Origin of the sequence: Arthrobacter sp. UNCCL28 (assembly GCF_900102805.1) — a bacterium.
GTDB classification, from domain to species: Bacteria; Actinomycetota; Actinomycetes; order Actinomycetales; family Micrococcaceae; genus Arthrobacter; species Arthrobacter nicotinovorans_A.
Genome location: NZ_FMWE01000004.1, coordinates 1 through 12910, shown reverse-complemented (window position 1 = coordinate 12910; position 12910 = coordinate 1). Strand labels below are relative to the sequence as shown.

Genomic DNA, 12910 nt, shown 5'->3' with positions numbered 1-12910 from the left:
CCCACACCCAGCGCGACGGCGACGCCGACTGAAACTGCGACGCCGACGCCGACCGAAACTGCGACGCCCACACCCAGTACAACGCCGACGCCGACAGCAACCCCAACCCCAACCCCAACCCCAACCACTCCACCCACCGGCAGCCTTTCCAACTTGGCCCGGGTTCCTTGGGACGGCGGACCGTCGTACTGGTCCAAGTTCGCCGGTGCGGCGAAGCTGAACGATCCCAACCTCTTCCCCGTGAGCGTCTTCTTCGGGAAGCCGGAACATGCCGCCCAGTTGAAGGACCTTGGAGTGAATGTCTATCAGGAGGCAGAACACGATGGCTCAGCACTGACCTCCATCACTGACACCGGGATGTTGGTCATTGCCGGCCAGGAGTGGACACGCGCCGAGGTGGGTAACAATGCCGGCGTTGTCGCCTGGGCGACGTTTGACGAGTGCGACATGGGCCTGGGTTGTTCCGGGAGCAACACTCAGGAGAACCTGCAGCAGATGAAGGACCTGGTGGCGAAGATACGCGCCTACGGTGATGGCCGCCCCATCAATGCCAACTACGGTAAAGGCATTCTCGGGACGTGGTGGGCCAGTGGGACCATGGATGATTTCCTGGCTGTGGTGGACTTCGCTTCCGCTGATAATTACGCCTACACCAGCCCGGCCGTGGGTGATGCGATCAAGGCTTCTCCCGCCTGGCCTGCGGGAGCGAATCCCGCTGCGAGTGCTGCGTACGGATGGCAGATTGACCGGCTGCGCTCCTTCCAGGCAACCCCTGGAATGAAGCCGAATTGGGTGTTTGTCGAATCGGCTCGGCCCTACTTGTCGGAGTCGAATGCCAGCACCATAACTCCTGAGCAGATGGAAGGAGCCATGTGGTCGGCCATCATCCATGAAGCCCGCGGAATCAGTATTTTCCAGCACAACAACGATTCCCGGTTCGGGACGTATTCGTTGGTGGACATCCCGGCGGACCGCAGAGCGGCGATCAAGGCTGCGCTGGCTGGCATCCAGTCGCTGGCACCTGTCCTCAACACCCAAAGCTATGTGTGGAACGCTGGAGCCCCGGGTGCGGACACCATGCTGAAGGCCAGGGACGGCGACGCTTATCTCTTCGCCGGCATCGGGTTGAATGGTGCCACCGGTTCAAAGACGTTCACAGTTCCTGCCGGCATCACCGGCACGCAGGTGGAGGTGGTGGGCGAGAATCGCACCATCTCTGTCCAAGACGGGAAGTTCACGGATTCCTTCGCGAACGAGTACACGCATCACGTTTACAAGATCAGGATCTAGCTAAACCACGCGCCCATCCAGGCCACCCGCTTCGGGGGTTCCCTGCGAAGAGTGCCGTGCGCACGGCATCCTGAGCAGCGAACCCCCGAAACGGGCGCGGCCAAAGCAGAAACAACCTACCCCGCCACCAACTTCCGTGCCGCAGCCGAGTGCTCAGCGATCAGTCCGGCCACATCCAGCCCGGGAATCGCGCCGTCCACCACGCGCCACTGACCCCCGACCATCACCCGGTCGGCACGGTCCGCCCCGCAGAGCAGCAACGCGGCTACGGGATCGTGGCTGCCTGAGAACCGCAGCTCGTCGGGCTTGAACAGGGCCAGGTCAGCTTGGAGTCCGGGTGCCAGCTGCCCGATGTCGGAACGACCCAACACGGCAGCGGACCCGCGGGTAGCCCAGCCCAGTGCACGCTCCACAGGAACGGAGGCGCCGTACCGGAGTCGCTGCAGATACAGTGCCTGCCGTGCTTCGAGGATCATGTTCGAAGCGTCGTTCGACGCCGAACCGTCCACTCCCAGCCCCACGGGAACGCCGGCTGCCTCGAGTTCCAGGACGCGCGCGGTCCCGGAGGCCAGGCGCATGTTCGACGTCGGGCAGTGGGCCACCGCTGTTCCTGCGGCTCCCAGCCGCGCAATTTCCTCGTCGTTGAAGTGGATGCCGTGTCCAAGCCAGGTGCGGTTGCCCAGCCAGCCCACGGATTCCAGGTAGTCCACGGTCCGCAGTCCGAACATGGATTTGCAGAAGTCTTCCTCGTCGATCGTCTCTGCGAGGTGTGTGTGCAGCCGGACATCGAACCGCTCAGCCATCGCCGCAGACTCGGCCATGATTTCCTTCGTCACCGAGAACGGCGAGCACGGGGCCAGGGCAATTTGCACCACGGCCCCGTCTCCGGTCTCGTGATACTGACGGATCAGCCGTTCGCTGTCCGCAAGGATCGCCTCAGGCGACTGGACCGTGGTCCTGGGCGGCAGCCCGCCGTCGTCCTCTCCCAAGGTCATGGACCCGCGGGTCAGCGTGGCCCGCATCCCCATGGCACGCACGGCGGCGACTTCAATGTCGATTGCGTCTTCCATGCCGTCGGGGAAGAGGTAGTGGTGGTCGGCGGCGGTGGTGCAGCCCGAGAGCAGCAACTCGGCCAGCGCAACCTGCACGGCAAGCTCCAGGCTTCGAGGAGTCAAACGGGCCCACACGGGGTAGAGGTTCTGCAGCCACGGGAACAGGGGAGCGTTCGCCACCGGTCCCCAGGCGCGGGTGAGGGTTTGGTAGAAGTGGTGGTGCGTGTTGATGAGCCCGGGCAGGACAACGTGCGCGGAGGCATCAAAAACGGAACAGGGAAGCGAGGGCTGCCCGCCCGAAGGCACCAGCTCAAGGATGGTGCCGGAGTCGGAAACCACCAGGCCGCCGCCGGCGTCGAGGTCGTTTGCGGTGAAGATACCCAGCGGGTTCTTGATCCATAGAGGGGTCATTGCAGGTTCCTTGTCTGGTCGGCGTGTACGCGTTCCAGCTCAGTTAGGCCCTGTCTGCTGATCCAGGTTGCCGGACCGTCAGAACGCGGTCCAGTCCGAAAAGCGTAGAATGCACGACGGCGGCCGTCAACGCCCGCGGTCGTCAGCCGGTCACATTCGGGCGCCAGCCCCGGCATCACACGGGGCCCCCGAGGCGCCTCCCGGCGCCAGCCCGGCATTACACGGGGCGCCAGCCGGCGCCAGCCCCGGCACCACACGGGGCGCCTCCCGGCGCCAGCCCCGGCCCCACTCGAGGCACCACGCGAGGCGCCTCCCGCACGGGCCTGGCCCCACGAGTAATTTCGCATGACGAAATTAAGTTTTCAAAAAACTATGGCGCGGCTCACAAACCTGGTGCTACGCTCTAACTGCCAAAGGCGGGCACCCGGACCTCGGGAAGCTATCTACCAGGCGCAACTTAACCTTCATCGCACATGCTGAAGCCTGGTAACCAAGCTAACTGGAGCTCCTCTCTGTAGCGCCCCCAAACAGGTCACCTGGCTTCCTCAGCACTAAGGAAGTCGCAACATGAGTACAACCGTCACGGCCGAGCAATTCCTGGCCACATCCATTGAGCTGGCTACAGCCAATGTCCTTAACAGTGGTGGCCCCTTCGGTGCCGTCATTGTCACCGCGGACGGACGAGCCTTCGAAGGCGTCAACCGCGTTACCGCAACGAATGATCCCACCGCACACGCAGAGGTTACGGCCATCCGCAACGCCTGCCGCGAACTGGGGACCTTCGATCTCAGCGGAGCAACCCTCTACACCAGCTGCGAGCCATGCCCCATGTGCCTGGCTTCGGCACTCTGGGCACGCGTGGACCGCGTGTTCTTTGCCGCAGACCGTCACGACGCCGCATCCGTTGGCTTCGACGACGCCGTCTTCTACGAGTACTTCGAGAACGACAACCGGGACGCGCTGATGCCGGTAGCCAAGCTGGAACTGGGCGACCCCCAGGCTCCGGAGGCCCTCCAGCCCTTCAACACATGGAACACGCTTGATTCCAGGATTGACTACTAGGGCCCGGTGGCTGACATGAACATCCTGGATAACGCAGAAATGCAGACAGCAGCTGAGAAGCAGGCTGCGCTCTTCCCCAACGGAGAGAACAGCGCAGAGCCCACAGCAGCAAAGCACACGGCAACCGGCCTGGCAGATGGCAACAAGAAGCCCCCGGTGTCGAACTCCTTTCTGGACAGGTTCTTCCAGATCTCCAAGCGTGGCTCCACGCTGGCCCGTGAATTCCGCGGCGGCTTGGTCACGTTCTTCACCATGGCGTACATCGTCATCCTGAACCCGCTGATCCTTGGCGGCTTCTCGGCGGAAAACGCTCCCACGGACGTGGCCGGCGGCTGGCTCTCAGCAGCACAGGTCGGTGCCGTAACGGGCCTGACTGCCGGCGTCATGACCATCATTTTCGGTCTGATTGCCAACTTGCCCTTCGGCCTCGCGGCCGGCCTGGGCATCAACTCGTTCCTTGCCGTCGCGGTCATCCAGGAAGTGACATGGCCAGAAGCCATGGGCCTGGTGGTCATCAACGGCATACTGATTGTCCTCTTCGGTGCCACCGGAGCCCGTACGGCGATCTTCAAGGCAGTCCCCAAGGAACTCAAGGCCGCCATTACCGTTGGCATCGGCCTGTTCATTGCCTTCATCGGCTTCGTCGATTCCGGCTTTGTCCGCGCCACCACGGGCGGTCCGCCGGTCCAGCTGGGCGACAACGGCTCCATCACGTCCATCCCCACCCTCGTCTTCATTGTCGGTCTGCTGACCATGGGCATCCTCGTGGCACGCAAGATTCAGGGCGGCCTGCTGATCGGCATCGTCGCCACCACCATCCTCGCCGCCGTTGCCGAGGCCGTTTTCCACATTGGTCCCGGCAGCGCAGAGAACCCCGGCGGCTGGCACCTCAATGTCCCCATCCTCTCCAGCCAGTTGGTGTCCGTCCCGGACCTCAGCCTGGTGGGCCAGTTCGATCTCTTCGGCTCGTTCGCACGGATCGGTGGACTGGCAGCAACCATGTTGGTTTTCACCCTGGTGTTCACCAACTTCTTCGACGCCATGGGCACCATGACGGGCCTGGCCAAGAGTGCAGGCGTGGCACATAAGGACGGCACGTTCCCCAAGCTGAAGTCGGCCTTCATTGTTGAAGGCATGGGCGCAGTGGTGGGTGGCGCGACGTCGGGTTCGTCCAACACGGTGTACATCGACTCGGCGGCCGGCATCGGCGAAGGCGCACGTACCGGCCTGGCCTCAGTGGTCACCGGCTTGCTGTTCCTGGGCTCGATGTTCTTCACGCCGCTTACCTCGGTGGTGCCGTTGGAAGTTGCAGCAGCAGCCCTGGTGGTGGTGGGTGCCATGATGATGGCGCAGATCCGCGAGATCAAGTTCACCAAGTTCTCGATTGCGCTCCCGGCGTTCCTGACCATCGTGACCATGCCGTTGACCTACTCGATCGCCAACGGAATCGGCGTCGGATTCGTTTCCTTCGCCGTGATCAGCGCGGCGTCGGGCAAGGCCAAGAAGGTCCACCCGCTGATGTGGGTGGTCACGGCCGGCTTCATCATCTACTTTGCCCGCGGCCCGATCAACGCCCTGATGGGCGTCTAACCGGGAGCCGCACCCGCGCCGGCGGTTGTTCCGGCACTCTGATCGGCGGTCCGCCGGCACCCACCGCACGAATAGGCGTCCGCCGTCGTCGTCCTTCCCGAACCATAAGGACTGGAAGGCACGACGGCGGGCGGCGGCTGGGCGGTCGACGCTCCGTCAAGGAACGGGGGCAGGGAGATGAAGCCCTTGCCCCCGTTCCCATGAACGCTTTTATCGATTACCTGCGACTTCCCCTCAACAACCTCTGGAAATGAGATTATGGGGCAAGATCGCGCACTGCTCCGGCCGGGCCACCCGGCTGGGACACCTGGAATAAGGATGTGTTGCCATGCTGGATCTGATGCCTTCACTGGGCAGCTGGCGGCCTGCGGTCTCCGGCCAACTGTGTGCTGTGGCCACGATCGTAGGGACTGGCGGTTCTGTGCCGCGGCCCATGGGAACCTCAATGTTGGTCTCCGAAAACGGCGAAATCCTGGGCAGCCTGTCCGGGGGTTGCGTGGAAGGCGCCGTCGTGGAAGCGGCTTTGGAAGCAATGCGCGACGGCGGCCCCCGCCTTGAGTCGTTCGGCTACAGTTCCGAGGACGCGTTCGCCGTCGGCCTTACCTGTGGAGGGGAACTGGAAGTCCATATCCAGCCGCTCCGGGCAGGATCGCCTGAGCTGTCTGTTTTTGCCGAAACCCCGCGTCCTGCGGCCTTGATCCGCCGGCTCGATGCGCACGGCGGAGTCATGGTGGTCAATGATCCCGTCCGGTTCCGTGCCATGGAGTCCGAGGAACTGGCCAAACTGCTGGGCGACCACCCCTCCACACTTTTTGCAGCCGCTGCCCAGGTGGAGCCACTGCTCCAAGGTGGCCGAGCCGGTTTGGTGCGCCTGGCACCGCCCGAGGGATGCATCGATGGCTGGGTTACCACGGAGAGGCTGGCCATGCCCCCACAGGAGGAAACGCAACCGGAGCCCATCACCCTGTTGGTGGAAAGCCGGTTGCCGGCCGCCCGGATGCTGGTCTTCGGCGCCAACGACTTCGGCGCAGCACTGCTGCCCGCCGGACAACTCCTCGGCTACAACGTGACCCTGTGCGACGCCAGGCCTGCGTTCGCCAAGCAAACCCGATTCGCGGGAGCAGACCAAGTGGTTACCGAATGGCCGCATCGCTACCTTGAAGCAGAGGCAGCGGCAGGACGCATTGATGCCCGTACCGTGGTGTGCGTCCTGACGCACGATCCCAAGTTCGACATCCCCTTGCTCCAGAGCGCCCTCCGTATCAACCTGGCGTATCTCGGCGCCATGGGTTCCCGCCGCAGCCACCGCCAACGGATCGACGCCTTGCTCGAGGCAGGCACTTCGCCGGAGTCCCTGGACCGGCTGCATTCGCCGATCGGACTGAACCTGGGTGCTGTCACTCCCGCTGAAGTGGCGGTTTCCATCACCGCCGAAATCATTGCTGAGCGCGGTGCGGGCCGGCGGACTTCGAGTGCCCCCGGGTTCCCTTCCCTCAAAGACAGCGCCGGCCCGATTCACCCAATGCCGATTCACGCTGCGCCCAACGCAGCGCCGATCCCGGCCCCGACGCACGCAACCACTCAACACCTCACTCAGGAGGACCCATGGACATGAACACCATCGAGGCCGTGGTCCCCACCACGGACCCCGCACAATGGCGCGACGGCGACGCCTGGCTCGCCGGGGGCACTGTCCTTTTCTCCTATGGGAGCACCGTTCTCAAGCGGCTCCTGGACCTTGGCCAGGCGGAATGGCCGGCCATCACCGTTACGGATGCGGGCATCGAACTGGCTGCCACCTGCACCGTCGCTGAGCTCTACGCCCTGCCCCAAACCGCCGCAGCAGCCAGCCGCGAGTGGCCCGGATTGGCGCTGATCCGGCCGTGCTGCGACTCGTTCGTGGCCTCGTTCAAGATCTGGAACATGTCCACCGTGGGCGGCAACATCTGCACCGGCCTGCCCGCAGGACCCATGACCTCGCTCTGCGCCGGACTCGACGGTGTGGCCACCATCCTCAGCCCGGACGGCACCAGCCGCAAGGTTCCCGTGGCCGACGTCGTGACTGGAGACATGCAGACCGTCCTGGCCCCGGGGGAGTTGCTCCGCAGCATCCATCTGCCGGCCAGCGCGCTCTCCGCCCGGGTCGCTTTCCGCCGTTTATCCCTGAGCAACCTCGGCCGCTCCGGCGTGCTGCTGATCGGCCGGCTCGACCCCGACGGCGGTCTGGTCATCACCATGACCGCCTCCACCAAAAGGCCGGTACAGCTGCGGTTCCCCGCCGGGCAGGTTCCCGACGCCGGGACGCTGGCTGACGTCGTCGGCGATTCCATTCCCTGGCCGCTGTACCACGATGACATCCACGGGCTCCCCGCATGGCGACGGGATATGACGTTCAAGCTGGCGGAGGAAATCCGGGCCGAACTGTTGGGCGAGTCCATGGCTGTATCCGGCGATTTCTGGCCCCCGCACAATACCTCGCCCCAGCCCTCCACCCAGCCCACACCAACCACCACCCAGCAGAAGGAGGCCCCGAATGGCAATTGAGATCAACGGTTCTGCCTCGCAGGCCACACCCCGCCCGGGCCAGTGCCTGCGCACGTTCCTCCGTGAAGAGGGAAACTTCGGAGTCAAGAAGGGCTGCGACGGCGGCGACTGCGGAGCCTGCACGGTTCACGTAGACGGCACACCCGTCCACAGCTGCATCTACCCGGCCGTTCGCGCCGAGGGTAAAGCGGTCACCACCATCGAGGGCCTCGCGTCGGACGAAGGCCTGCACCCTGTGCAGGAGCAGTTCCTCGAGGCCCAGGGTTTCCAGTGCGGTTTCTGCACCGCCGGCATGATGATGACTGCTGCAACGTTCGACGACGAACAACGCGCCAACCTGCCCCGCAACCTCAAGGGAAACCTTTGCCGGTGCACCGGTTACCGGTCCATCGCGGATGCGGTCTGCGGCCACGGCGAAGGCCACGGCGGCCGCCACAGTGGCAGAGACCAGCACGACGCCGGAGCTGACGTTTCGGGGGCACAGCCAGTTTCCGGGGCCCAGCCCGTTTCCGGGGCACAGCCTATTTCCGGGGCACAGCCAGTTTCCGGGACGCTGCCTGCTTCCGGGCCGGATCCTGTTTCCAACACGCAGTCGCCCGCGCCCTCCGGCACCGCGAAGGCGATAGCAGCAGCAGCTGCCCCTGTGGCAGCCGCTCCGGGCCAGCTCGGCGACAACGTTCCCGCACCAGCCGGCCAAGCCGTGGTCACCGGGACCGCCCGCTACGCCCTGGACGTACCTGCCGAGGACCTTCCGGGCCTGCTGCACCTGAAGCTGCTGCGTTCGCCGCACCCGCATGCCCGGATCGTGTCCATCGACAAGGCCCCGGCATTGGCGGTTCCCGGCGTCGTGGCGGTCTTCACGCATGAGGATGCGCCGCAGCAGCTCTTCTCCACGGCCCAGCACGAGAACTTCACCGACGATCCTGACGACACCCGGGTGTTGGACAACGTGGTGCGCTTCATCGGACAGCGCGTTGCTGCGGTAGTCGCTGAATCCGTGGGCGCAGCCGAGGCCGGCGCCCGGGCGTTGGAGGTGCAGTACGAACTCCTGGAGCCGGTGTTTACGCCGCAAGAGGCCATCCTCCCCGGAGCCCCGGCTATCCACGGAGAAAAGGACGGGGTCTTCTCCCGCATTTCCCGCCCGCATCACAATGTAGTGGCCGAGGTCCATGCCGAGCTGGGCAGCGTTGCGGACGGCTTCGCGGCGGCCGACTTCATCCACGAGCACACGTACCAAACCCAACGCGTGCAGCATGTGGCCATGGAAACCCACTCGTCCATTGCCTGGCTGGATGAGGACGGCCGGCTGATGATCCGTTCCTCAACGCAGGTTCCGTTCCTGGTGAAAAGGACCTTGAGCCGGGTGTTCAACCTGGCGCCGGAGACCATCCGGGTGGTGGCTGGCCGGGTTGGCGGCGGTTTCGGTGGCAAGCAGGAGGTCCTTACCGAGGACCTGGTAGCCCTCGCCGCCCTGAAACTGCGCAGGCCCGTCCAACTGGAGTTCACGCGGACAGAGCAGTTCACCGCAACCACCACCCGCCACCCGTTCACCATCAAGCTCAAGGCGGGTGCCAGCAGGGACGGGTACCTCACGGCGCTGCAGCTGGACGTCCTCACCAATACCGGCGCCTACGGCAACCATGCTCCCGGGGTGATGTTCCACGGCTGTGGAGAATCCTTGGCCGTCTACAAGTGCGTGAACAAGAAGGTGGACGCGCACGCGGTTTACACCAACACCGTCCCCGCAGGCGCTTTCCGCGGGTATGGGCTGAGCCAGATGATCTTCGCCATCGAATCCGCCATTGACGAGCTGGCCATCGGGATCGGCATGGATCCGCTGGAGTTCCGGCTCAAGAACATGGTCCGGCCTGGCGACCACATGCTCTCCACAACTCCCGAGCCCGAGGAAGACGTCCACTACGGAAGCTACGGATTGGACCAGTGCGTCGCCTTGGTCCGGGATGCTTTGGACCGCGGCAAGGAACGCTACCGGGCTGCCGGCTTGGATGACCTCGGCCCGGACTGGGTGGTAGGGGAGGGCTCGGCCCTGTCCATGATCGACACCGTCCCGCCGCGCGGACACTTCGCCCACACCCGGGTGAGCCTGGAAGCTGACGGAAGGTTCGCCGTCGACGTCGGTACTGCCGAGTTCGGGAACGGCACCACCACTGTCCACGCGCAGCTGGCTGCCACGGCCCTGGCTACGACTGCGTCCAAAGTGACTGTGCGGCAGTCCGATACCGACCTCCTTGAGCACGACACCGGCGCGTTCGGCTCGGCCGGAACCGTGGTGGCCGGAAAAGCGACGCTCGGTGCGGCGCTGGAGCTCGGCACCCGGATCCAGACCGTTGCCTCATCCCTGACGGGCGTTCCGGTGGCCGACTGCCGCTTGGTGGACGGCGCCGTCGAGTGCGGTGACCGGACCGTGCCGCTGACGGAAATCGTCGACGCCGCCCGGCTGCAAGGCGTTCGGCTCGCCACCGACGGCAACTGGGGTGGAACGCCGCGATCGGTGGCGTTCAACGTCCATGGCTTCAGGGTCGCCGTTAACACGGGAACCGGCGAGCTGCGGATCCTGCAAAGTGTCCAAGCCGCGGACGCTGGTGTGGTGGTCAACCCGCGGCAGTGCCGTGGCCAGATCGAGGGCGGTATCGCGCAGGCCCTCGGCGCGGTGCTCTACGAGGAAGTAAAAGTGGACGACGCCGGCCGCGTCACCACGGACATCCTGCGGCAGTACCACATCCCGTCGTTCGCGGATGTGCCCCGGAGCGAGGTGTACTTTGCCACCACCAACGACTCCACCGGGCCGCTGGGTGCGAAGTCGATGAGCGAGAGCCCGTTCAATCCCGTGGCTCCCGCGCTGGCCAACGCCATCCGCAACGCAACCGGCATCCGCTTCGGTGAGCTGCCCATCGCGCGGGACAAGATCTACCTGGCCCTCCGCGACCGCACCCTGATCCCCAGCTGACCCCTGTCCCCCTGCCAGCCCAACTAGGTAACAGCAAACGTCGCTATGAGCCCTCATTGCGACGTTTGCTGTTACCTACTTGGGTGAGAGGGTGAGCTCCATGAACACGCTGTTCGGGTCCAGGGTGTAATCCCCAAAAGGCGGGCACTCCGTAAAACCGTGCCGGGCATACAGCCTGCGGGCCGGGGCGAAATAATCCTCGGTACCCGTCTCCAGGCTCACGCGCCCGTAACCCAGCCGCGCGGCTTCGGCCACAATGTGCTCCAGCATCGCGGTGGCCACCCCACGTCCGCGTGCGGCGGACGTAGTGCGCATGGACTTGATCTCTGCCTGCCCGGCGGACAGTTTCTTCAGCGCACCACACCCCAGCAAGGTGCCGTCCTCGCGGGCTGTCCAGAACGTAATGGACTCGTGCGACAACGCCGAGTGGTCCAGCGCATGCACGCTCTCGGCCGGGGAAGTGGCGAACATGTCGGCCAGGTGCTCGCTGAGGAGCTGGCTGACATCAGGGCGTGCGGGATCGTCGGGTTCGATGCGGATCATGCCCCAAATCTACCCGGCACTACCCTTCCAGAAGGTGCAGCTGGTCTTTGGTATCAAGGTCCTCGCCGGAACAAAGGTCACTGCAGTCCACCAGGTCCACCAAGCCTGGGTGCGCTTTGAGGAATGAACGCGCGCCGGTGTCGCCGTGAGCTGCCGCGGCAGCGTCGGCGCGGAGTCCGACGTCGAAAATCACCGGGTGCCTGCGCTTCAGGTGACCCGACTCGTCAGGATAGGCGGCCGCGGTGACCCGGCCGGGACGGTGGCTGCCCAGCAGCCTGCTGACCGCCGTCGGGGTTAAACCGGGTTGGTCGACCAGCGCCACCATGATGCTGTTTCCTGGGGCGGCGGCATCGATTCCGGCGCGGAAAGAGCCGGCCATTCCCTTGGCCCAGTTCTCGTTCTCGACCACCATATGGGTGCCCAAATCGGTGTTGCTCCGAACATGTCCGGCCTCTGCACCGAGCACCACCACAACCTCGCGGCAACCGCCGTCGAACAGGGTATCGGCGAGAACCTCCACCAAAGTCCGCCCGCGGAAGGGCAGCAAGGCCTTGGGACCACGGCCCAGGCGGGTGCCGGCCCCGGCAGCGAGGAGCACACCCGTGGTGGGGGCCGTGCCGATGTCAGTCATATCCTCACCATACGCGCGGGGGTGCATGCGGTCTCTAGCTCCTTGGTGGCTTTCGAAGCGATCTACCTATATCGGTTGTAAATTACCGATGAGTAGGGCTTTTGGCCGTATGAAATGGCCGATATCGTCTATGGGGGAGTTATGAAGTCAGCTCGGAAACGCAACGATGCGTGAAAGTACAGGGGAAATGGCTGGCAATTTCGAAATTCTCAAAGCAGGATCCAACTCATTCCGGTTCAGGCTTACCGCCGAGGACGGCACGGTTGTGGCAGTGTCGCCGCAGTTTCCGAACCTCAAGGCCGTGGTGGCCGGCATCAACGCAGTCCGCGAAAATGCGGCAACCGGCTTTGTGGTGGACCGCAGGAACCTGGGCACCTAGGCCCGGTTGGCAGAAACCAGCGAAACAACAAGTGGCGGCAGTGTTCTTTACGAACACTGCCGCCACTTGTTGATACGGGGTGTTTAGGCGTCTCCGCCCGCTCCGCCGGTGGTGCCGGCGTTCACGTCCAGCAGTTTGTAGCGGTCAATGGCGTACGACGGCGCGCCCTCCTCGACCTCGCCCCTCGCCGCCAGCAACTGGAGGGTTTTGGCGACGATGGAGTGGGTGTCGTTTTTGAAGTAGCGGCGTGCGGCTTGGCGGGTGTCGGAGAAGCCGAAGCCGTCTGCTCCGAGGGAGGCGAAGTCGTTGGGGATGAATTGGCGGATTTGGTCGGGGACGGCTTTCATGTAGTCCGAGACTGCGATGACTGGTCCGGTGGTGCCTGCGAGTTGTTCGGTGATGAACGGGGTGCGGGCGGGTTGGCCGGGGTTCAGGAAGGC

General features: G+C 64.6%; 10 protein-coding genes and 1 pseudogene. 7 read left to right on the top strand and 4 right to left on the bottom strand.

The annotated features are described in order from the left end of the window. The first annotated feature begins 153 nt into the window (after positions 1-153). Positions 154-1290: a hypothetical protein gene (locus BLQ01_RS12375; protein WP_254779406.1), complete on the top strand. Its 1137-nt coding sequence runs from the start codon at positions 154-156 to the stop codon at positions 1288-1290. A gap of 116 nt (positions 1291-1406) precedes the next feature. On the opposite strand, the gene BLQ01_RS12370 is transcribed toward BLQ01_RS12375, so the two are convergent. Then, positions 1407-2753 carry an 8-oxoguanine deaminase gene (locus BLQ01_RS12370; protein WP_026541931.1) on the bottom strand — a complete coding sequence of 449 codons (1347 nt, stop codon included), beginning with the start codon at positions 2751-2753 and terminating at the stop codon, positions 1407-1409. A gap of 567 nt (positions 2754-3320) precedes the next feature. Between BLQ01_RS12370 and BLQ01_RS12365 the strand changes: the two genes are divergently transcribed. The 5 genes from BLQ01_RS12365 to BLQ01_RS12345 all read left to right on the top strand — a co-directional run bounded on the left by BLQ01_RS12365 (position 3321) and on the right by BLQ01_RS12345 (position 10917). Beyond that, positions 3321-3815, top strand: a complete 495-nt coding sequence (locus BLQ01_RS12365) for a nucleoside deaminase (RefSeq protein WP_011776019.1) — start codon at positions 3321-3323, stop codon at positions 3813-3815. Between the two features lie 6 nt (positions 3816-3821). Continuing rightward, positions 3822-5405: an NCS2 family permease gene (locus tag BLQ01_RS12360; RefSeq protein WP_026546900.1), complete on the top strand. Its 1584-nt coding sequence runs from the start codon at positions 3822-3824 to the stop codon at positions 5403-5405. A 328-nt stretch (positions 5406-5733) separates the two neighbouring features. Then, positions 5734-7020 (top strand): XdhC family protein, encoded by a 1287-nt coding sequence (locus tag BLQ01_RS12355; protein ID WP_091552019.1) that lies wholly within the window; start codon positions 5734-5736, stop codon positions 7018-7020. Next, on the top strand, positions 7011-7949 hold the full coding sequence (locus BLQ01_RS12350) for an FAD binding domain-containing protein (RefSeq protein WP_091552018.1): 939 nt from the start codon (positions 7011-7013) through the stop codon (positions 7947-7949). Before BLQ01_RS12355 ends, BLQ01_RS12350 begins: the two co-directional genes overlap by 10 nt. Next, entirely contained in the window at positions 7939-10917 is a 2979-nt protein-coding gene (locus BLQ01_RS12345) for a molybdopterin-dependent oxidoreductase (protein ID WP_091552016.1), read from the top strand. The genes BLQ01_RS12350 and BLQ01_RS12345 overlap by 11 nt, the downstream gene beginning before the upstream one ends. Before the next feature lie 75 nt (positions 10918-10992). Here BLQ01_RS12345 and BLQ01_RS12340 read toward each other — a convergent pair whose 3' ends face one another. Further along, entirely contained in the window at positions 10993-11460 is a 468-nt protein-coding gene (locus tag BLQ01_RS12340; protein ID WP_091552014.1) for a GNAT family N-acetyltransferase, read from the bottom strand. A 19-nt stretch (positions 11461-11479) separates the two neighbouring features. Continuing rightward, positions 11480-12118 (bottom strand): nicotine blue oxidoreductase, encoded by a 639-nt coding sequence (nboR, locus tag BLQ01_RS12335; protein ID WP_026541925.1) that lies wholly within the window; start codon positions 12116-12118, stop codon positions 11480-11482. A gap of 160 nt (positions 12119-12278) precedes the next feature. On the opposite strand from nboR, the gene BLQ01_RS12330 reads away from it, so the two are divergent. Then, positions 12279-12470: a YegP family protein gene (locus BLQ01_RS12330; RefSeq protein WP_026541924.1), complete on the top strand. Its 192-nt coding sequence runs from the start codon at positions 12279-12281 to the stop codon at positions 12468-12470. 83 nt (positions 12471-12553) lie between these two features. Here BLQ01_RS12330 and BLQ01_RS12325 read toward each other — a convergent pair. After that, positions 12554-12910: pseudogene (locus BLQ01_RS12325) on the bottom strand (pyruvate dehydrogenase (acetyl-transferring), homodimeric type); the annotation flags it as partial.

What these genes read in the sequence shown, in the direction of transcription:
- BLQ01_RS12370 (WP_026541931.1), bottom strand. Translation starts at nt 2,753, where the DNA reads ATGACCCCTCTATGGATCAAGAACCCGCTGGGTATCTTCACCGCAAAC.
- BLQ01_RS12365 (WP_011776019.1), top strand. Translation starts at nt 3,321, where the DNA reads ATGAGTACAACCGTCACGGCCGAGCAATTCCTGGCCACATCCATTGAG.
- BLQ01_RS12355 (WP_091552019.1), top strand. Translation starts at nt 5,734, where the DNA reads ATGCTGGATCTGATGCCTTCACTGGGCAGCTGGCGGCCTGCGGTCTCC.
- BLQ01_RS12350 (WP_091552018.1), top strand. Translation starts at nt 7,011, where the DNA reads ATGGACATGAACACCATCGAGGCCGTGGTCCCCACCACGGACCCCGCA.
- BLQ01_RS12345 (WP_091552016.1), top strand. Translation starts at nt 7,939, where the DNA reads ATGGCAATTGAGATCAACGGTTCTGCCTCGCAGGCCACACCCCGCCCG.
- BLQ01_RS12340 (WP_091552014.1), bottom strand. Translation starts at nt 11,460, where the DNA reads ATGATCCGCATCGAACCCGACGATCCCGCACGCCCTGATGTCAGCCAG.
- nboR (WP_026541925.1), bottom strand. Translation starts at nt 12,118, where the DNA reads ATGCACCCCCGCGCGTATGGTGAGGATATGACTGACATCGGCACGGCC.
- BLQ01_RS12330 (WP_026541924.1), top strand. Translation starts at nt 12,279, where the DNA reads ATGGCTGGCAATTTCGAAATTCTCAAAGCAGGATCCAACTCATTCCGG.